Origin of the sequence: Smaragdicoccus niigatensis DSM 44881 = NBRC 103563 (assembly GCF_000380645.1) — a bacterium.
Classification (GTDB): domain Bacteria; phylum Actinomycetota; class Actinomycetes; order Mycobacteriales; family Mycobacteriaceae; genus Smaragdicoccus; species Smaragdicoccus niigatensis.
Genome location: NZ_AQXZ01000008.1, coordinates 50,728 through 71,009, shown reverse-complemented (window position 1 = coordinate 71,009; position 20,282 = coordinate 50,728). Strand labels below are relative to the sequence as shown.

The 20,282-nt window shown below is 64.2% G+C and carries 17 protein-coding genes; 7 read left to right on the top strand and 10 right to left on the bottom strand.

The genetic code is table 11. From position 1 onward, the window contains the following. Positions 1 to 2: 2 nt before the first annotated feature. Positions 3 to 1,343, bottom strand: coding sequence for an RNA 5'-3' helicase PhoH2 (phoH2, locus tag F600_RS0101870; RefSeq protein ID WP_018158882.1), 1,341 nt, complete (start codon positions 1,341 to 1,343; stop codon positions 3 to 5). Positions 1,344 to 1,733: 390 nt separating this feature from the next. Between phoH2 and F600_RS26420 the strand changes: the two genes are divergently transcribed. Both F600_RS26420 and F600_RS32235 read left to right on the top strand, forming a co-directional pair. Continuing rightward, a complete protein-coding gene (locus F600_RS26420) occupies positions 1,734 to 2,336 on the top strand; it encodes a hypothetical protein (protein ID WP_245541451.1) in 603 nt (200 codons plus the stop codon). A gap of 12 nt (positions 2,337 to 2,348) precedes the next feature. Then, positions 2,349 to 2,540, top strand: a complete 192-nt coding sequence (locus tag F600_RS32235) for a DUF559 domain-containing protein (RefSeq protein WP_342664554.1) — start codon at positions 2,349 to 2,351, stop codon at positions 2,538 to 2,540. Positions 2,541 to 2,575: 35 nt separating this feature from the next. Here F600_RS32235 and glyA read toward each other — a convergent pair whose 3' ends face one another. Next, the gene (glyA, locus tag F600_RS0101860; RefSeq protein ID WP_018158879.1) at positions 2,576 to 3,889 is read right to left on the bottom strand and encodes a serine hydroxymethyltransferase; all 1,314 of its coding nucleotides are present in this window, start codon (positions 3,887 to 3,889) and stop codon (positions 2,576 to 2,578) included. A gap of 61 nt (positions 3,890 to 3,950) precedes the next feature. Between glyA and coaA the strand changes: the two genes are divergently transcribed. Beyond that, positions 3,951 to 4,883, top strand: a complete 933-nt coding sequence (coaA, locus tag F600_RS0101855) for a type I pantothenate kinase (RefSeq protein ID WP_018158878.1) — start codon at positions 3,951 to 3,953, stop codon at positions 4,881 to 4,883. A gap of 59 nt (positions 4,884 to 4,942) precedes the next feature. Here the strand turns inward: coaA and F600_RS0101850 are convergent, their stop codons facing one another. From F600_RS0101850 to F600_RS0101835, 4 genes are all read right to left on the bottom strand, one after another. Then, positions 4,943 to 6,589, bottom strand: a complete 1,647-nt coding sequence (locus F600_RS0101850) for a calcium-binding protein (protein ID WP_018158877.1) — start codon at positions 6,587 to 6,589, stop codon at positions 4,943 to 4,945. Between the two features lie 190 nt (positions 6,590 to 6,779). Further along, positions 6,780 to 8,378 carry a beta strand repeat-containing protein gene (locus tag F600_RS0101845; RefSeq protein ID WP_156024357.1) on the bottom strand — a complete coding sequence of 533 codons (1,599 nt, stop codon included), beginning with the start codon at positions 8,376 to 8,378 and terminating at the stop codon, positions 6,780 to 6,782. A gap of 152 nt (positions 8,379 to 8,530) precedes the next feature. Next, a complete protein-coding gene (locus F600_RS0101840; protein WP_026306061.1) occupies positions 8,531 to 9,775 on the bottom strand; it encodes a calcium-binding protein in 1,245 nt (414 codons plus the stop codon). A gap of 113 nt (positions 9,776 to 9,888) precedes the next feature. Beyond that, on the bottom strand, positions 9,889 to 10,659 hold the full coding sequence (locus F600_RS0101835) for an isoprenyl transferase (RefSeq protein WP_040630032.1): 771 nt from the start codon (positions 10,657 to 10,659) through the stop codon (positions 9,889 to 9,891). Positions 10,660 to 10,771: 112 nt separating this feature from the next. Between F600_RS0101835 and trhA the strand changes: the two genes are divergently transcribed. From trhA to F600_RS0101820, 3 genes are all read left to right on the top strand, one after another. Then, the gene (trhA, locus tag F600_RS0101830; RefSeq protein WP_018158875.1) at positions 10,772 to 11,440 is read left to right on the top strand and encodes a PAQR family membrane homeostasis protein TrhA; all 669 of its coding nucleotides are present in this window, start codon (positions 10,772 to 10,774) and stop codon (positions 11,438 to 11,440) included. Positions 11,441 to 11,517: 77 nt separating this feature from the next. Continuing rightward, positions 11,518 to 13,044, top strand: coding sequence for an adenylate/guanylate cyclase domain-containing protein (locus tag F600_RS0101825; RefSeq protein ID WP_018158874.1), 1,527 nt, complete (start codon positions 11,518 to 11,520; stop codon positions 13,042 to 13,044). A 274-nt stretch (positions 13,045 to 13,318) separates the two neighbouring features. Then, the gene (locus F600_RS0101820; protein ID WP_081628665.1) at positions 13,319 to 14,029 is read left to right on the top strand and encodes a glycoside hydrolase family 25 domain-containing protein; all 711 of its coding nucleotides are present in this window, start codon (positions 13,319 to 13,321) and stop codon (positions 14,027 to 14,029) included. Between the two features lie 51 nt (positions 14,030 to 14,080). Here F600_RS0101820 and F600_RS0101815 read toward each other — a convergent pair whose 3' ends face one another. From F600_RS0101815 to F600_RS0101800, 4 genes are all read right to left on the bottom strand, one after another. Further along, positions 14,081 to 14,956: a dioxygenase family protein gene (locus F600_RS0101815; RefSeq protein ID WP_018158872.1), complete on the bottom strand. Its 876-nt coding sequence runs from the start codon at positions 14,954 to 14,956 to the stop codon at positions 14,081 to 14,083. Continuing rightward, a complete protein-coding gene (locus tag F600_RS0101810; protein WP_018158871.1) occupies positions 14,953 to 15,612 on the bottom strand; it encodes a GTP cyclohydrolase II in 660 nt (219 codons plus the stop codon). Before F600_RS0101810 ends, F600_RS0101815 begins: the two co-directional genes overlap by 4 nt. An 86-nt stretch (positions 15,613 to 15,698) precedes the next feature. Continuing rightward, positions 15,699 to 17,693, bottom strand: a complete 1,995-nt coding sequence (locus F600_RS0101805) for a thioredoxin domain-containing protein (protein WP_018158870.1) — start codon at positions 17,691 to 17,693, stop codon at positions 15,699 to 15,701. 20 nt (positions 17,694 to 17,713) lie between these two features. After that, the gene (locus F600_RS0101800) at positions 17,714 to 19,624 is read right to left on the bottom strand and encodes a VanW family protein (RefSeq protein ID WP_018158869.1); all 1,911 of its coding nucleotides are present in this window, start codon (positions 19,622 to 19,624) and stop codon (positions 17,714 to 17,716) included. Between the two features lie 100 nt (positions 19,625 to 19,724). On the opposite strand from F600_RS0101800, the gene F600_RS0101795 reads away from it, so the two are divergent. Further along, positions 19,725 to 20,198 carry a TetR/AcrR family transcriptional regulator gene (locus F600_RS0101795; protein ID WP_026306058.1) on the top strand — a complete coding sequence of 158 codons (474 nt, stop codon included), beginning with the start codon at positions 19,725 to 19,727 and terminating at the stop codon, positions 20,196 to 20,198. Positions 20,199 to 20,282 lie beyond the last annotated feature (84 nt).

The window sequence follows — 20,282 nt, the reverse complement described above, 5'->3', positions numbered from 1 at the left end:
AGCTACGAGTTCGGAGCGAACTCCTCGAGCATGTCGGTGACGAGTGCGGCGATCGGCGAACGCTCGCTTCGCGTGAGCGTGATGTGTGCGAACAGCGGGTGCCCCTTGAGCCGTTCGACAACCGCCGCGACGCCGTCGTGACGGCCCACACGCAGGTTGTCGCGCTGGGCTACGTCGTGCGTCAGGACCACTCGCGATCGCGTGCCGAGCCGGCTCAGAACCGTGAGAAGGACGTTGCGCTCCAACGACTGCGCCTCGTCGACGATGACGAACGAGTCATGGAGCGACCGGCCGCGGATGTGCGTCAGCGGCAGAACTTCGAGCATTCCGCGGCCGAGCACTTCATCCATGACGTGCTTGCTCGCGAGGCCTTCGAGGGTGTCGAAGACGGCCTGCGCCCACGGCCCCATCTTGTCCGACTCACTGCCGGGCAGGTAGCCGAGGTCCTGGCCACCCACCGCATAGAGCGGACGGAAGACGACGATCTTGCGGTGCGAACGACGCTCGAGCACCGCTTCCAATCCGGCCATCAGCGCGAGTGCAGACTTTCCGGTGCCCGCCTTGCCACCGAGCGAGATGATGCCGATGCTCTCGTCAAGGAGCAGGTCGAGAGCGATCCGCTGTTCCGCCGAGCGTCCGTGAATTCCGAACGCTTCGCGTTCCCGCACGAGCTGCACTCGCTTGTCGGCGGTGACCCGGCCGAGGGCGGACGACGAGGGCCCGAGAAGTCGAACGCCGGTGTGGCAGGGCAGGTCTCGCGCCTCATCGAGGTCGATCGACCCACTCTGGTAGATCGAGTCGATGTCGGTGGTCGCGACGTCGAGCTCGGTCATGCCCGTCCAGCCAGAGGTGACGACGTCGTGCGCGTGGAACTCGTCGGCCTGGAGACCGACGGCACCAGCCTTGACGCGAAGCGGGGTGTCCTTGGTGACGAGCGTGACCTGCTTGCCTTCGGCCGCGAAGTTCAGCGCGCAGGCCAGGATTCTCGAGTCGTTGCTGTCGTTGCGGAAGCCTGCCGGCAGCAGCGTGGGGTCCGTGTGGTTGAGCTCGACCTGAAGTGTCCCGCCCTCGGTACCGATCGGAACCGGACGGTCCAGGCGACCGTGCTCGAGGCGCAGGTCGTCGAGCATCCGGAGCGCTTCGCGCGCGAACCAGCCGAGTTCGTGGTGGTGCCGTTTGCCTTCCAATTCGCTGATGACGACCAGCGGAAGGATCACCCGGTGCTCTGCGAAGCGGGTTGCCGCCCAGGGGTCGGAGAGCAGAACCGAAGTGTCGAGGACGTACGTCCGGAGACCTTCGGGGTCAGGGGTGATGTCGGCAGGGATCGAGCGTGATACGGGCACTTGGGCTCCTCGATCGCGCGGGGCACCCCACGCGAACCGGTCAGTATCGCTCGGCCGGTCCGTCCCTAGCGGAAAATTCCGCGAGAGCCGGGTGCCGACCCTCTCGTACTGAGTGAATCACTCACGATCAGGACCTCCCGTACGGACTGCTTCCCCCAGTCCGTACCTGCAACGTAACCCTGGTTCTGTTGCCGTTTGCGGCACCACGCGGGCGCCTGGATGAACTTCGCGTTACACGATGGATCGGACTTGCAGGCCTACCCGCGCTGAGCACGGGTAGGCCTGCAATCTCGGCGACCGCGGAACCGGTCTGACCGGGAATCCGTCAGCTACGGCGTGGATCAACAACAACTCGCAACGATGCTCGCCATTCAAGACGGAGTGATTTCGATGCCGCAAGCTCGGGAATGCGGTCTGTCCGCCGATGCCATTCAGTGGCGCCTCGACGCCGGCCAGTGGGACAGCCTGACCAGAGGCGTGTATCTCGTTGCGGGTCATCCACGTTCGCATCGAACGAGACTCCGCGCAGCCGTTCTGGGCGCCGGGCGCGAGGCCGCGGCGCACGGTGCCAGTGCCGCTTGGTGGCACAACCTCTCGACGACCGCTCCGACCAGGCCGACGATCACGATCCCTGCTAAGCGCTGGATCGATCGGACGGGCATCGACGTTCGGCGCAGGAACCTGCATTCGTGCGATATGGAGGAGGTCCTCGGACTATCCGTCACGACGATCCCACTGACGGTTCTCGAGACTGGTGACTCGCTTCTCATGGATCGCGCGCTGCAAACGCGGGTAACACTGACGGAACTTCGGGAAGCTCACGACCGGAACCTGCGGTACGCCGGATCAGCCAAAGCGGCCGAACTGCTTGCCGTCGCTGCTACTGGCGGCCGGAGCGAAGCCGAACGCTTGTTGCACCGCATCATTCGGCCACTCGTGGGTTGGCGGGCGCAATTGCCCATCGGTCCGTATCAGGTAGATGCGGCGTTCTAGGCAGCCCGCCTCATCATCGAGGTGGACGGCTGGCGCTGGCATAAGGACGCCAAGCGCAATAGCGAAGACCTGCGTCGTCAGAACTTCCTCATGAACCTCGGCTGGCGAGTTCTTCGGTACGACTGGCATCGCCTTCGCCACGAACCTGAAGCTGTCCTGGCCGAAGTCGAGAACGCCATCAAACTGAAGGCTGGACCGCGCTGAGCACGGTCCAGCCTGCAATTTCAGCGATCAGGCGATCAGCCGAGCAGCTTCCAGTCCTCGAGTCCCTCGTAGAGGGGCACCGCACGCGCCACCGTCGTGACCCGTGCGCGCAGCGCGTCGAGGTCGGCGCCGCCGGCCAGAGCCGTCGCGATGATGTCGGCAACCTCGGTGAACTCAGCGTCGCCGAACCCGCGGGTCGCGAGTGCCGGGGTGCCGATGCGCATACCCGAGGTGACCATCGGCGGGCGCGGGTCAAACGGGATCGCGTTGCGGTTGACGGTGATGCCGATCTCGTGGAGAAGGTCTTCACCCTCCTGACCGTTGAGGTCGGAGTTGCGCAGATCCACGAGAACGAGGTGAACGTCCGTACCACCGGTGAGGACCGAGATGCCGCGCTTGGCAACGTCGGCGCCGGTCAGACGCTCGGCGAGGATCGACGCACCAGCGAGAGTGCGAACCTGACGGTCCTTGAACTCCTCGGTGCCGGCGATCTTGAAGACCGCAGCCTTCGCCGCGATCGCGTGCATGAGCGGGCCACCCTGCTGACCTGGGAAGACGGCCGAATTGAGCTTCTTCGCCCACTCCTGCTTCGCCAGGATCAGACCCGAGCGCGGACCGCCGAGCGTCTTGTGGACGGTCGAGGACACGACGTCGGCGTACGGCACCGGCGACGGGTGGAGACCCGCGGCCACCAGGCCGGCGAAGTGCGCCATGTCGACCCACAGGTAGGCGCCGACCTCGTCCGCGATCGATCGGAAGGCCTCGAAGTCAAGGTGACGCGGGTAGGCCGACCAGCCGGCGACGATGACCTTCGGCCGAACCTCGAGTGCAGTCTTGCGCACCTCGTCCATGTCGATGCGGTGGTCTTCCTTGCTGACCCCGTACGTGTGGCACTCGTACAACTTGCCCGAGAAGTTCAGGCGCATACCGTGCGTCAGGTGACCACCGTGCGCCAGGTCGAGTCCGAGCAGCTTCTCGCCGGGGTTCATGAGTGCCATCAGCACCGCGGCGTTGGCCTGCGCACCCGAGTGCGGCTGGACATTCGCGAACTCGGCGCCGAACAGGGCCTTCACGCGGGTGCGGGCGAGGTCCTCGACGACGTCGACGTGCTCGCAGCCGCCGTAGTAGCGACGGCCCGGGTACCCCTCGGCGTACTTGTTGGTCAGGACACTTCCCTGCGCCTGCAGGACAGCGCGGGGCACGAAGTTCTCCGACGCGATCATCTCGAGGGTGTCGCGCTGGCGCGAAAGCTCCCCCGCCATCGCCGCAGCGAGCTCGGGATCGAGTTCGTTGAGCGACTGGGTTGTTACGGACGGTGCGGTCAAGCGAGAAGTGTCTGGCACAACCACTAGTTTATGAGACGGTTTACCGGGAGATAAATCGAGCGGCACTTCAACGAGAAGGGACACGATGGCACGACTCAACGAGCCGAGTCCCTACGTCGAATTCGACCGCAAAGAATGGCGCGAACTTCGGCAGGCCACGCCGCTGAAACTCACTCGGGCAGAACTACATGGGCTGCGCGGTATCGGCGAACAACTCGATCTTGATGAAGTCGCGGAAGTCTTCCTTCCGCTCGCTCGTCTGATCCATCTTCAGGTCGCGGCGCGAAACAGATTGTTCGCCGCAACGGCGACATTCCTCGGTGACAAGCACCCCGAGCGTCCGGTCCCCTTCATCATCGGAGTCGCGGGCAGCGTCGCGGTCGGAAAGTCGACTACGGCTCGTGTGCTCAAGGAACTGCTCGCTCGATGGGTCGGGCACCCCCGCGTCGACCTGGTGACGACCGACGGATTTCTCTATCCGAATTCCGAACTCAAGCGGCGCGGAATCATGCACCGCAAGGGTTTTCCGGAAAGCTACGACCGCCGCCGACTGCTGCGCTTCGTCACCGAGATCAAATCCGGCGTGGAGACCGCCGAGGCCCCGGTCTATTCGCACCGGATCTACGACATCGTTCCGCACAAAGCGCAGACGGTGAACCAACCGGACATCCTGATCCTCGAAGGGCTCAACGTTCTGCAAACCGGCCCGACCCTGATGGTTTCGGATCTGTTCGATTTCTCGATCTATGTCGATGCCCGCATCGAAGACATCGAGAACTGGTACGTCGATCGGTTCCTCGCGCTGCGGAAGACCTCGTTCGCCGATCCGACCTCGCATTTCCATCACTACGCGCACTTGTCGGACCGGGACGCCCGCCGGGTCGCCGTCGAGATCTGGGAGACGATCAACCGGCCCAACCTCGTCGAGAACATCCTGCCGACCCGGCCGCGCGCGACCCTCGTCCTGCGCAAGGACACCGATCACACGATCAACCGGTTGCGACTGCGCAAGCTGTAGACGCCAAGAGCCCACCGCTGCTATTGCGCAACGATGGGCCCTCTGACCGGCGGGTTGGATCAGCAGGTCACGTTATCGACTGCCCCGCCACCACTGGCGGAAGCGGAGCAATTGTTCCCCTTGGCGCTTGCAGTGTTGTTGTCGCCGAGGTGTGCACTGGAGTCGCTGCCGTTGCCTACTGTCGTTGCAGTGTTGCTGTTTCCCCCGTAGGCGTCAGCCTCGCTCCCGTTGCCTACGACCGCGGCGGTGTTGTTATCGCCAAACGAGGCCGATGCAGAACTGCCATTGCCGATCACGGTGGCAGTGTTGCTGTCGCCTTCGCCGGTAAATATGTCGCTGTCGGTGCCAATCGCCGTCGCGGTGTTGTTATCGCCATACTCGGCCGCTGCGTAGCTGTCATTGCCGATCACGGTGGCGGTGTTGTTGTCGCCGACGTCGGCATACACGTCGTTGCCAGTGCCGATCGCCGTCGCGGCGTTGTTGTCGCCGCCGTCGCCGGCAGCTGCATAGTTACCGGTCCCGATGGCCGTGGCCGTGTTGTTGTCGCCCTCTGCCGCGTTGGCGTAGTTGTCGTTACCGACCGCCGTCGCCGTGTTGTTGCTGCCGTCATAAGCCGGGGCGAAGCTGTTGTTTCCAATGACGGTGCCGGTGTTGTTGTCGCCAAAAGCAGCATCAGCTTCACTGCCATCACCGATGACAGTCGCGGTGTTGTTGTCGCCATATCCGGCGAGTGCCGTACTGCCGTCGCCGATGTCGGTAGCGGTGTTGTTGTTACCCACGATGGCATTTGCCTCGCCGCCGTCACCGATGGTCGTGGCCGTGTTGTTGTTGCCTTCCGTGGCATCAGCATCGCTGACGTTACCGATGACGGTCGCGGTGTTGTTGTCGCCATACGCGGCATCAGCCTGGTTGTCGAAGCCGATGGCGGTGGCGGCGTTGTTGTCGCCATTGTCGGCATTCACTTCGTTCTCGGTGCCGATTGCCGTGGCGGTGTTGTTGCTTCCCTCTTGGGCTCTCGCCTCGTTGTCGACACCGACTACCGTGGCACGGTTGTTGTCGCCCTCCCGCGCCGCGGCGTAGTTGTCCGTGCCAGTGATCACCGCAGTGTTGTTGTCGCCAAACACTGCGTCGGCGTGGTTGTCGTCGCCGGCGATCACGACGGTGTTGTTGTTGCCCTGGAACACACCGTCGTCGTCGTAGTTGTAAGCGTGGGCCTCGTTGTCGGTTCCCAATACCAAGGCCTTGTTGTTGTCGCCGTCCCCGACGATGGCCTCGTTGTCATTGCCGCTGACCACCGCGCTGTTTCCAGAGCCGTTCTGGGCACTCAACTCGTTGTCGTTACCCCGCGAGAAGACGAAGTTCTTGTTTCCCGTTCCCGCAGTCCCACTGGAGTTCTTACCGAAGACGAAAGCCCGGTTACGGCTGCCGTTGGACGCCGTCGCGGAGCTGTTGTCACCAGCGGCAATCGCAGTGTTGCCCGTGCCACCAGTCGCACTGGCGCTGGCACCGGCGCCGCGGGCGTACGCGACATTGCGCCCGGGGTCCGTCGTGCACGAGGCCGTGCCCCTGGTGATGGTGCGTCCATTCGCGGAGACACACGCATTTTGACTGGGCAAAGCATTAGCCATCGCCGGCGCTGCGATGGCCAACGCGGCGAGTGGCGCAACCAGAATTCCGGTCCGCGCGATGTTCTTGGTGAGCTTCAACTGCGACCTCTTCAAAGAGTGGCGAATCCGCCCGTGACCGAGGCGGATGTCGTTGAAAGTACAAGAACAAAATCCCCAAAGCGGATAAATTCGAGCACTCTTCGTGATCGACCCGTGGTCAATTGCACCCGTCCACCGAAAAGGCCCACCGCCGCTGTTCCGCGACGATGGGCCTTCCGGCTGGTTCAGATCAGCAGGTCACCTTGTCGACCGCGCCGCCACCACTGGCGGAGGCGGAGCAATTGTTCCCGGTGGCGCTTGCGGTGTTGTTGTCGCCGATATACGCGCTGGAGTCACTGCCGTTGCCGACGGTCGTGGCGGTATTGCTGTTCCCCTCGAAGGCGTACGCGGTGCTGTCGTTGCCGATTGTCGTGGCGGTGTTATTGCTGCCGGGCGACTGGTCGTCCCCGAACGCGCCGGCGTCGCTCCCGTTGCCGACGACCGTCGCGGTGTTGTTATCACCGTACGAGGCCTCTGCATAACTGCCGTTGCCGATCGCGGTGGCAGTGTTGTTGTCACCGTCGGTGGCATACACCTCGTTATCGGTACCGATTGCGGTGGCGGTGTTGTTATCGCCATCCAGGGCCTCGGCATAGTTGTCGGTGCCGATCGCCGTGGCCGTGTTGTTGTAGCCGTCGTCGGTCCCCACCTCGTTGTCGGTGCCGATCGCGGTGCCGGTGCTGTTATCGCCCTCTACGTCGACATAGTTGTCCGTGCCGATCGCCGTGCCAGTGTTGTCGCTGCCTTCGTGCGCATAGACAGTGTTGTCGGTCCCGATCGCCACACCGGTGTTGTTGTCGCCGCCGTCGCCAACAGTTACGTCGTTGTCGGTCCCGATCGCCACACCGGTGTTGTTGTCGCCGCCCTCGGCGTCAACCTCGTTGCCGGTGCCGATCGCCGTGGCCGTGTTGTTGTAGCCGTCGTCGGTATCCAACTCGTTGTCGGTGCCGATCGCAGTTGCCGTGCTGCTCTCGCCTTCGGTGTCGACATAGTTGTCCGTGCCGATGGCAGTGCCGGTGTTGTTGCTGCCTTCATGCGCGTAGACGGTGTTGTCGGTGCCGATCGCCGTACCGGTGTTGTTGTCACCGTCGCCGGTCGTTACGTCGTTGTCGGTGCCGACCGCGAGTACCCGGTTGTTGTCACCGTCGAGGGCATCCGCCTCGTTGTCCGTGCCGATGAGGACCGCGGTGTTGTTGTCACCGAATGCCGCATCCGCGTCATTACCGTCCCCGATGGTGACGACGGTGTTGTTGTTGCCCTGGAACTGTCCGGCGTCTCGGTAGTTGTAGGCGTCGGCGTCGTTGTCGTTGCCAAGCACGAGGGCCTTGTTGTTGTCGCCGTCGCCGACGATCGCCTGGTTGTTGTTGCCGCTCGCCACAGCGCCGTTTCCGGTGCCGTTCTGGGCAGTAAGCGAATTGTCGTCGCCCCTCGAGAAGACGTAGTTCTTGTTGCCCGTTCCCGCAGTTCCACTGGAGTTCTTACCGAAGACGAAAGCCCGGTTGCGGTTACCGTTGGATGCCGTTGCACTGCTGTTGTCGCCAGCGGCAATGGCAGTGTTGCCCGTGCCACCGGTCGCCGTGGCACTTGAATTGGCGCCGCGCGCGTACGCGACATTGCGCCCCGGATCTGTGGTGCAGGAGGCCGTGCCCCTGGTGATGGTGCGCCCATTTGCCGAGACGCACGCATTTTGACTGGGAATGGCATTAGCCATCGCCGGCGCTGCGATGGCCAATGCGGCTAATGGTGCGACAAGAATCCCGGTCCGGGATGCGTATTTTGTGAGCTTCAACTGCGACCTCTTCAGGGAGTGGCGAATCCGCCGTTACCGGTGCGGATGTGGTTGAAAATACAAGATCGAGGCACGCAAAACTGATGAAACGGACATAGGAAAGCCCACCGTCACTCGTGCGCAACGGTGGGCCTTCCGCAACTGGTTTTAGATCAGCAGGTCACGTTGTCGACTCCACCGCCTCCGCTCGCGAATGCCGAGCAGGAGTTCCCCTTGACGCTGGCGGTATTACCGTCACCGATAGTCGCAGTGGCGTCGCTCTGATTGCCGACGACCGTGGCGGTGTTGTTGTTTCCGTAGCTGGCATCGGCGTAACCGTCGTTGCCGATCACCGTCGCGCTGTTGTTGTTTCCGTCAGTCGCCTCGGCAGTGCTGTCGTTGCCAATCACCGTCGCAGTGTTGTTGTCGCCGTCTTCAGCATTGGCGAAGTTGTCGGTGCCAATAGCTGTGGCCGTGTTGCCGTCGCCGTCCTCAGCCACGACCTCGTTGTCGGTTCCGACCGCCGTCGCCGTGTTGCCATCGCCGGCGTCGGCATCGACGTCGTTGTCGGTTCCTATCGCGGTGGCCGTGTTGCCATCGCCATACGCGGCATCCGCGTCGTTGTCGGTTCCGATCGCCGTGGCGGTGTTGTTGTCACCCTCATAGGCATACGCCCCGTTATCGGTGCCGATTCCGGTCGCCGTGTTGTTGTCCCCGTCATAGGCCTCGACCTCGTTGTCGGTGCCGATTGCCGTCGCCCTGTTGTTATTGCCATCCTGAGCATCGATGTCGTTGCCGGTGCCGACGATGAGCCCGCTGTTGTTATCGCCGAAATTGACGTCACCATGATTGTCGGTGCCCACGATGACCAGGGTGTTGTTGTTGCCCTGGAACACTCCATCGTCTTCGTAGTTGTAGACGTGGGCGCGGTTCTCGTCGCCGACCACCACAGCCTTGTTGTTGTCGCCGTCACCGACGGTTGCATCGTTGTCGTTGCCGCTGACGACGGCGCTGTTTCCGGTGCCGTTCTCGGCAGTCGCTTCGTTGTCGTTACCCCGCGAAAAGACGAAGTTCTTGTTTCCCGTTCCGGCGGTCGCACTCGAGTTCTTACCGAACACGAAGGCCCGGTTGCGACTGCCGTTAGACGCCGTGGCGGTGCTGTTGTCGCCCGCGGCAATGGCGGTGTTGCCCGTGCCACCCGTCGCCGTGGCACTTGAATTGGCGCCGCGGGCGTACGCGACATTGCGGCCGGGGTCCGTGGTACAGGAGGCCGTGCCCCTGGTGATGGTGCGTCCATTCGCCGAGACGCACGCATTTTGACTGGGCAGAGCATTAGCCATCGCCGGTGCCGCAATGGCCAATGCGGCGAGTGGCGCAACGATAATTCCGGTCCGGGATACGTATTTGGTGAGCTTCAACTGCGACCTCTTCAAAGAGTGGCGAATCCGCCCGTGACCGAGGCGGATGTCGTTGAAACTACAAGATCTAGAGGCGCAAAACGGACGAAACGGCAATCCTCCCGCTATCGCCGTTAAGTCCCGAACCGCCGGTGCCGCGCGGCGTAATCCCGCAGCGCGCGAAGGAAGTCCACGTGCCGGAACTCCGGCCAATAAGCCTCGGTGAACCAGATCTCCGAGTAGGCGCTCTGCCACAACAGGAATCCGGAAAGCCGCTGCTCACCCGAGGTGCGGATGACGAGGTCGGGGTCCGGCTGGCCCTGGGTGTACAGGTTCTCGCCGATCGCTTCCTTGGTGATCGCCTCGGTCAAGGCAGTACCCGAGAGGCCCTCAGCCTGCTTCGCGGCGACAAGCGACTTCACCGCGTCGACGATTTCCTGCCGACCGCCATATCCGACGGCAACGTTGACCGTCGCGCCCGTACGCCCCTCCGTCCGGGCGGCGGCGGACTCGAAGCGCGTAGCCGCGAAGTCCGGCAACAAGTCGAGTTGGCCGACGATCCGAACCCGCCAGTTCTGGTCCGGTGCCGAGATCTCGTCGACGACGTCGCCGATGATTTCGAACAGTGAGTCGAGTTCGCTGGAATCGCGGCGGAGGTTCTCGGTCGACAGCAAGTAGATCGTCGCGAGCTCGATCCCCGCTTCATCGCACCAGCGCAGCAATTCGGCGATCTTAAGAGCGCCCATCCGGTGCCCGTGGGCCACATCGGTAAAGCCGTTTTCGCGGGCCCACCGCCTATTTCCATCACACATGACAGCGACGTGACGAGGCCTTTGGGCCTTCGCAAGCTGACGCAGCAATCGGCGCTCATAAAGCCGGTACACAAGACCGCGCGGCGTCGTCACGATCAATCAGACTACTCGCGAACCCGGTCCTGGGTGACAATGGCCACAAGGGACTTCAGCCCAAACCTACGGCACCGTAAGTTTGTTACTGACACACGAAGAGGTAACCCTTATGACCGCAGCCCTGGAGAACGCCATCAAGGCCGTGAAGCCGAAGCTTCGCGGCTGGATTCACGCGTGGTCCTTCCTGGTCGCACTGTTCGCGGGAGTGGTGCTCGTCGCCTACGCCGGAAGTGTGAGCCCGACCGCCGCCGTTGCCACCGCCATCTACACCGTCACCATTTGGGGCTTGTTCGGAATCTCGGCGATCTATCACCGGATCACCTGGAAGACCGTCGAAGCCCGCACCTGGATGAAGCGCGCGGACCATTCGATGATCTTCCTGTTCATCGCCGGTAGCTACACCCCGTTCACGCTGCTCGGACTCCCCCGCTCCACCGGAATTCCGCTGCTGATCGTGGTCTGGGTTTCCGCCGCCCTCGGCGTCGCGCTCAAGATGTTCTGGCCGACCGCACCCCGCTGGGTGGGCGTTCCGCTCTACATCATCCTCGGCTGGGCCATCGTCCCCTACGCGGGAACGCTGCTGCACACCGCCGGCGTGACTCCGATGGTGCTGCTCGCCGTCGGTGGCGTGATCTACAGCGTCGGCGCGATCCTGTACGCCACCAAATGGCCGAACCCGTGGCCGACGCACTTCGGTCATCACGAGTTCTTCCACGCCGCAACGGTTGTCGCCGCGATCTGCCACTACATCGCGGTGTGGTTCGTCGTCGCCGCCTAGACCGGATCAACTCGGCGCGCGACCGCCCCACCCGGCTCTACAGTCGCAGGTAGAGCCGAAGAAACACGGGGTCCGCGATGATCGATCGTCTCGCCAGATGGGCGTTGCGATCCCCCGCGGGCTTCACCGCGATCGCCATCCTGTGTGGTTTGGGCGGGTTCGTCGTCGTCATGATCGAGCTGTGGCTGACCGGCGTTCTGCAACGCACGGGCAGCAACCTGGGTGCCGTCCTGGCCTTCACGTTCGGATACGTGGGGATCGGCATCATCATCGGGCCTTTCGTCGCCTGGCGAATGCAACAGCGAGGACTGACGTGGTGGCGGGCCGGCCGGCCACCCACGAAGGGTGAAGCGCGCCGAGTCCTCCGCCTGCCGTTCAAGATGGCGGTTTTGTCCGCATCACTGTGGATACCGGGAACGATTCTCGAAGCCGCGCTCTCGATCGCATTCGGCTATACCGACGTCCTCTTCACGACGATGCAGCTCATCCTCGCCGGCGGGCTCGCGTCGTGTGCGTTCGCGTACCTCGCCATGGATCGCGCACTGCGACCTGCCGTGCCGGTGCTGGCATCGGTCATCCCGGTGCGCGATCGCAGCCTCAGCGCCCTCGCTCGCGTCGGGATAACGTGGGCACTCGCGAGCGGACTCCCGATCCTCAGCGTGATCCTCGTTCTGACCGATCGGGTGGCGGCACCCGACGACAAGATGCGTGGTGCGCTCGTCATCTGCGCCGGTGCGATCCTGTTCGGATTGGTTGCCACGCTCGCCTTCGCGAAATCGGTCGCGGTCCCGCTTCGTGAACTCGAGGAGGCAATCGGCCGGATCACCGCCGGGGACCTCGACGTGAGTGTCCCGGTCGAGTTCACCAGCGAGGTCGGCGTCCTGCAGGCCTCGGTGAACGACATGACGGAATCCCTGCGCGAGCGCGAACGCGTTCGCAATGTGTTCGACCGCCACGTTGGGATCGATGTCGCCGAGCGCGCCCTCGCCGCCGGCAGCAGCCTCAACGAATCCGCCATGACCGGCGAACTGTGCGAAGTCACGGCGCTGTTCGTCGACATCGTGGGGTCGACCGAACTCGCACACAAGATCCCACCGCAGTTGTTCGTCGAGAAAATCAACCGCCTGCTCGCGACCGTCGTCGACGCGACCGAGGACAACTGCGGGCTGGTCAACAAGTTCGAAGGCGACGCGGCGCTGTGCATCTTCGGGGCACCGATCCAGCTCGACAACGACGCCGAGGCAGCACTCCAAACCGCACTTCGCATCCGCGATGAAGTGTTGGCCACCGGCGAACTCGACATCGGGATCGGGCTCTCCCGCGGCACGGTTTTCGCGGGCGACGTGGGTTCGAAGAAGCGCCTTGAATTCACCGTGATCGGCGATCCGGTCAACGAGGCCGCGCGTCTCACCGAGGCGGCCAAAGGCGTGCGGCAGCGCATCCTCGCGAGCGAATCGGTGATCGCCGCAGCACCGTCGATGCGAGAAAAGTGGATGCGCTACGAGACGATCCACCTTCGGGGCCGCCCGGTCGAGACGAAGACCTGGACCGACCGGCGCGGCTATCCACCGCTGCGATACGGCAGCCGGTCGCGTCAGCCTTAGCTACAAATTATCATTCACATTTCAATTTGATCCGCAGTCCCGAGCGCCCTAAATCCTATTCCACAGAATGCATTTCTCGTGAAAAGGATCACACGGCCGGTTTTCGATATTCTTTGCCAAAGCCATTGCAAAATAATAGTTTTCATGCCGAACCGCCCGTATTAATACCTAACCGAGCTGCGAAGACGCGGTAACGCGCAATTCCCCACTCGCGATCTTCTTGCGAATCCGACCTGCAATGACGCATGGCCGGAACAGATGCAAGGAGTTTTACTTGAAGCGAACGTTCGCCGGTTTGATTGCGGGAATAAGTGCCGCAATTATCTTGGGCACGGGTACCGCATCCGCGGTGGGCCAGTACACCACGGGAACGACGGGCAATGACGTCAGTTACCCGAACTGCAACAAGCCGATCCCGAAGGGTTCGAGCTTCGGAATCGTGGGTGTGACCGGCGGCCTGGGTTACTCGACCAACTCGTGCATGGCGTCCGAGGCAGCGAAGTTCAAAAGCTACAGCCTGTACGTGAACACCGGTTGGTACGACCAGACGACCCACGACACTTCGGGTCCGAAGCAGTGCGCGACCGGCGATCAGCAGTGCCGGGCGTACAACTACGGCTACAACGCTGGAGTCTGGGCCTGGGACGCCGCGGCCAGTGCCGGGGTGCGCAGCTCGACGTGGTGGCTCGACGTTGAAGCCTCGAACTCCTGGAACGCAGACACACTCCAAAACCAGCAGAGCTTGCTGGGTGAGCGCGACGCACTGCTCGCCAAGGGCGCCGGTTTCGTCGGCGTGTACAGCACCGCGTCGATGTGGCAGCAGATCACCGGCGGATGGAAGCCCGGTTGGTCCAACTGGGTCGCCACCGGCCAGTCGAACACACTCGCCGCACGCAAGTACTGCACCGGTTACCAGTTCGCCGGCGGCACGACTTACCTCGTGCAGTACGTCGCGAACGGCCTGGACTACGACTACGGCTGCTGATTCCGCGCAAACAGGCTCTGGATCGACGGATCGAGAGCCTGTTTTTACTTCTCAGACGACTTGGAAACTCCGCTTCGACAGGCCCAGCATGTAGCCGTCGATGACGTTCTCGACCGGCACGGTGGGGTCGGTCGCGGCACCGAGCGTCACGAACAGTGGCGTGAAGTGCTCGACCGTCGGATGCGCCATATGAATCCCGGGCGCCTTGGTCCAGAAGCTCTGCAGCTCGTCGACGTCGCCGCGGGCCAGGGCATCAGTGGCCCAGGAATCGAACTCGGACGACCAGCGCGGCACGCGGTCGGGGTTCGCCCAGTCGACATACGGCAGCCCGTGGGTCATGAAGCCCGAGCCGATCACCAGAACGCCCTGCTCACGAAGCGCCTTCAAGCGCATTCCCAGCCGCAGCAGCCGGTCGGTTCCCGTGGTCGGCAGGCTCAACTGCAGGACCGGGATATCCGCCTCCGGGTACATGACCTTGAGCGGAACCCAGGCGCCGTGGTCGATGCCGCGACGGTGTTCGTAGACGTGCTCGGTATCGGCGAGCACGCCCTTGAGCTGCGCGGCGAGCGTTGTGCTCTCCGGGGTGTCGTATCGCATCTGGTAGTACAAGCGGTCGAAACCACCGAAGTCGTACACCAGTTCCGACGGCTGCGTGCTCGTGATGCCGAGGCTCTTCGACTCCCAGTGCGCGCTGACGATGAGGATCGCCTTCGGCTTGGGAAGGGCACGCGCCCAGTCGTGGAGTTCGCGCATCCATGGGCCGTCTTCAAAGAGCGGCGGAGCACCGTGACTGACGTACAGCGCCGGGAGCGGCCCGTCGTCGGGAGTCCACTCGCGGTGCGAGCCCGTGGTCGCGACGTGCCGAAGGTGGGCGGCGAACGGATGGTGTGCCGGGATCAGGCGGTCAGCGATGGCAGTGGTGGTCATGCGATCATCCCCAAATCGATCGTGTGCGAGGTGTGGTCGCGCTTGGCAAGCAGATATCGCGCGTTGGCTCCAGAAAGGTGCACGCCGGTCGCGATCTGCTCGTCGACCGCGATGCCGAATTCCTCGAGCTGTGCAGCCTTGTCGGGGTTGTTGCTCAGGAGTCGAATGCGGTCGGCACCGAACGACAGCAGCATCTGCGCGGCAACGCGGTAGTCGCGTTCGTCCTCGCCGTGCCCGAGTGCGACGTTCGCCTCGTAGGTGTCGAGGCCGGAGTCCTGCAACGCGTAGGCGTCGAGCTTGGCGTACAAGCCGATTCCGCGACCTTCCTGGCGGAGGTACAGCAGGAATCCACCTTCGGCCGCGATCCGCTCGACCGCTTCGCGCAGCTGCGGGCCGCAGTCGCAACGCTGCGAACCGAACACATCGCCCGTGAGGCATTCGCTGTGCGGGCGCACGATGGGAGCGTCACCGCGATCGAGCGCACCGCGCCAGTCCCCCAGCCCCAGGAGCAGGTGCTCGCGGTTGTCGACGAGGTCGAAGAACGTGAAGACGTCGGCGACGGTCGAGTACCCGTCGGCGAACGTCAGCGGGATTCGCACGTGAGTACGGACCGTGGCGGGGACCAGCCCCGCAGTGGGGCGCAGCGCGGCGGTCATGATGGCTCCTCGGCGTCGGCGATTCACTTCAAGCTTGAAGTGACGCCACGTTCAGCACCCAGCCGCCGCGGATTATTCCCGTCCGCTCATGAAGTCTTGAGGGCCGCCGCGAGATCCTCGACCGTCGTCACCGGCAGATCGCACACGTATCCGCGGCAGACATAGGCCGCCGGTTGGCCGTCGACGAGTCCGCGATCCGTCAAAAGCGGCATCGAATCGCGAGGCCCCGCGACCACGACCGCTCCTCCGGGCGCGAGTCGTCGCGCAACCTCGACCAACGTCTGGTCACCGTCCGTCGCCACCGCGACCTGCAGCGATGCGATCTCCGCCTCGGCTACGGCCAGCCAGTGCCCGGCGGATCGACTCGCGCGCGCGAGCAGGACTGCGGACCGGCCGACGGTCTGCGCGACATGGTCGCGGTAGGTCTGTGCCTCGGCCGGATCGCTCAACGCAGCAGCCAGTTGCAACGCTTCCGCAAGCGACGACGCGCCCGCCGGCGTCGCCCCGTCGACGGCGTCCCGCGGTCGTGTGATGAGGCTCTCGGCGTCATCGGCCGTGTCGTACCAGCTGCCCAGATCGCCCGGAACCTCGAAGTGGTTGATCGCCCGCTGCAGAATCTCCTGCGCGTGCGTGAGCCATTCCCGCTGGCCCGTCACCTGGTTCAGCGTCAGCAAGCCGGTCGCGAGCCACGCATAATCCTCGAGGACGCCCGGCGCCTTACCTACCGCACCGCCGAGCGACGACCGCCGGACGCGCCCCTTCTTCACATGCTTGTCGAGCAGGAACTCGGCACATTCGACCGCGGCGGCGATCCACTCCGGACGTCCATGAATCGCACCCGCCTCCGCGAGCGCGGCGATCGCCATGCCGTTCCACGCCGTGACGACCTTGTCGTCGCGCGCCGGCTGCGGCCGCGATTCCCGGGCCTTGAGCAACGCCGCCTTGACCCGCGCGAATCGCTCCGGATCGTCCGGATCGGCGAGCAACTGAAGCACCGACGCGCCCTCTTCGAACGTCCCCTCGACCGTCACGTGAAAAAGGTCTGCGGCCCAGTCGCTGTCCGACTGGTCGAGCACCTCGTCGAGTTGCTCGGGCGTCCAGACATACGTGAGTCCCTCGACGCCGTCGGTGTCCGCATCGAGTGCCGACGCGAAGCCGCCTTCGGACGTGCGCAGGTCAGCGAGGAGAAACTCCGCGGTCTCCGCGCTGATCCGCAGGGCGAAGTCGTACCCGAGGCGCCCGAGGTGCGTGTACGCGCGCAACAGCAACGCGTTGTCGTAGAGCATCTTCTCGAAGTGCGGAACGACCCAATCCGCGTCGACCGAATAGCGGGCGAACCCACCTTTGAGCTGGTCGTAGATCCCACCGCGCGCCATCGCGTCGGCGGTGATGGCGACCGCGTCGAGCGTCGTCGAGTCGCCGGTCCGCTCGTAACTCCGCAACAGCCCTTCGAGCAGCGACGACGGCGGGAACTTGGGCGCCCCACCGAACCCGCCCTTCTCGTGGTCCAGGTCGCGCAGCACGTTCGCCGTGGCCGCGTCGAGCAATTCCGGGCCGACTGTTCCGCCGAACCGCGGAATGGCGTTCTGTTTGCGAAGTTGCGCGGAGATCCCCGACGCAGCCCGGACCACCTCAGCACGGCGCGATGTCCATGTCCGCGCGACCGCTTCGAGCACCTGGGTGAACGACGGCATGCCACCCCGCGGAGTCTTCGGGTAGTAGGTGCCGCACAAGAAGGGCTCGCCCTCCGGAGTCAAGAAGCACGTCATGGGCCAGCCACCCTGGCCGATCATCGCGACGGTCGCGTTCATATAGACCGAGTCGATGTCGGGCCGCTCCTCGCGGTCGACCTTGATGCAGATGAAGTTGTTGTTCATCAAGGTCGCCGTGGCCGGGTCCTCGAATGACTCGTGCGCCATCACGTGGCACCAGTGGCACGCCGCATATCCGACCGACAGCAGGATCGGGACATCGAGCTGTTTGGCTTGCTCGATCGCCGAGGGTCCCCACTGCCACCAGTCGACCGGATTGTCCGCATGCTGTCGCAGGTAGGGACTCGTTGCGTTCCGCAAGCGGTTCATGACACAACCCTAGGCATGCCCTATGGCTCCTGCACCTCGGCGGGCGGCGCTTCCGGCGTCGTCGTCGGTGGTGTGGTGGTCGGCGTCGCGGGCGCCGGCTTAGCATCGTCGGCCGGCTTGGGGTCGGGCTTCGCCGGTGGCTTCGGCTTCTCGCAGATCACGACGGGCACGGGCTCGTACACGACGATTCGCGTGGCACGCGAGCGCTCCGCATTCGTCGTGGCGTCGCGGATCACGCGGGTGTCGCTCGTGGTGAATCCGTCCTGACCACCCGACGCCGCACAGCCCGGCCCTTCTGGCAGTCGAATCGTCGACGGACTCGTGTAGTCCCAGCGACCACCGTTGATCGACTCGACGTTGACGGTCTTCGTACCCCAGATCCGCACCGTGATCGACGAGTCGTCGCCGATCGCCTGGATCAGGACGCCGGTCTTGGCCGGGTTGCGGAACTTGACGTCGATCGAGCCCTCCCACACCGTCGCCTCCCGACCGGCCGGATAGCGCGAGATGTAGTAGCTGTGCTCACGGTGTTCGATGTCGTCCATGCCAGCGAAGTAGCCCGCGTTGTACAGCGTCGTCGCGAACTGGCTCACGCCGCCGCCGACACCGCGACCGGGACGGCCGTTGATGATCACTCCGGACTCGACGTACCCCTGGTCGAGTCCCCGCGGACCTGTCCAGCCGTTCAGCGAGAAGTCCGCGCCCGGCTTGACGATCGCGCCGTTGACCTGCTCAGCAGTGCGACGAATGTTCACCCCGGAGGCGTACTCGAAGCCGCTCGTGGAGAACTCCCCGATGACCTCGCGAATGCCCAGCTTCTCGGCGTCGGCCTTCTTGAACGTGGGGACCGAGTCGCCGTAGGTCGCGGTCAACACCCGGTCGGTCGGCTTGAGCATGTCCTTGCTGAAGTTCGCGAGGGTCTTACCCCAGTCCACCGTGCGACCCGATTGCTCGCCGACGACGTACGGCCCCTTGGCGCCGATCGCGACCGTGGCGTCGCGGGCCGGCTTCTCCGTCGATGCGAGTTGCGGGGCCAGGATCTTCTCCGCCGACTTCACGTCCCACTTCGCGTCGAGCCCACCCTTGCCGTCCGGCTTGAACGACAGCACCTCGCCGATTCGATCGCGCGGGAGCGTCGCCTTGATGTTCTGCTCGCCCTGGACGACCAGGTCAGCAGACGAAGCCGGAATCGCGACCTCGCGCATGGTCTGCTTGAGCGCCTGGTCGGTGACGAGGGCGCCTGGGTCGGTCAGCGGAAGTTCGACCGGTCCGCCCGTGGGCCACCCGTCTTGAACCGCGCCGCGCAGCTTTGCCGCATCGAGCTTCTGGCCCGCGATCGAGTTGATCGCCTCCGGGACCGACCCGTGGAACACGATGCCGCCCTGCAGTTGCTCATGGTTGATCGCGGCGGACACGCTCTGCAGCTCCGCGCTGAACTTCGGCTCGTCGACGGTCTGCACCGGTGCGATGTCGTGCGTGTGGAACAGCGCGATGAGACGGCTGAAGGGGTTGTAGCTCTGATGGGCCGCAGATTCTGCGGTCGCCTTCCAGTTGATACCGAGACCGGCGGTCGCCGGGACCATCTCGACCGAGGTCTCACCAGCGCGGAGGCTCACCGGCTTCGACGCGATCTCCGGGAACTGGCCTTCGAGCTTTTGCTGCGCGGCGGCCGGCGAGATTCCGCTGATGTCGACGCCGAGGACGCTCGTTCCCCGGCCGGTCTCGCCGTGGGTCACGTAGATATCGACGCCGTACGCCGCGATCGCGGCCATGGCGACCCCGGCACCGGCGAACAGAACCTTCCGGCTCAGCCTGCGTTTCGGTGTCGCCGTTGGGGTTTCGACGTTTTCCTCGGCGACCTCGGCGCTTGCGTCGGCGTTTTCGATGCTCTCGTCACGGTCGTCGTCGGGATGCTGCGCGTCGGAATCCACGCGACCAGTATCCAATGAAGATCACAGATCGGTCGCTCCGTGGTCGCCCGGCGCGCCATTTGCGCACGTGGCGGCGCTGAAAGATGGCAAGCTGAATGCCATGTCCAGCAACGAAGCCCGGTTCATACCCAGCCTCGATTCGGTTGCCAAGAAACTGCATCTGCCGTTCGGCGTACCGGACTTCATCGACAACATGGTCAAAGGCGCGTCGAACGACATCGGCGAACGCCTCATCAAGACCATGATCATCACGTGGGACGCCACGGGCGGCGGTCCGTTCGCGGTCAGCGCGGCCGGTGGCCTCGCCGCCAACAAGGCCGTCGACGCCTCGATGGACCTGTTCCTCGGCCCCGTGTTCGAGCAGCTTCTCCGGCGCCTCGGTGTGCAAGACGTCCCGTTCCGGGCGTCGCTGTGCGCATCGGCGATCGTCGGCATGGGCACGATGCGCTGGGTTGTGCGGACCGATCCGCTGGCTTCGGCGCCGGTCGACGACCTCGTCGCCGCGCTGGCGCCCACATTGCAGCGCTACCTCACCGGGGAGATCAGGAAGCCGGCGAAGGAAACGCCCCGCTGATCCTCGGAATCCACGCGGCCCGGGTTCAATGTCTCCCGCACGGCGGCCTGTACAAACTATAAGTTTTGTACAAGCCACCTGGGC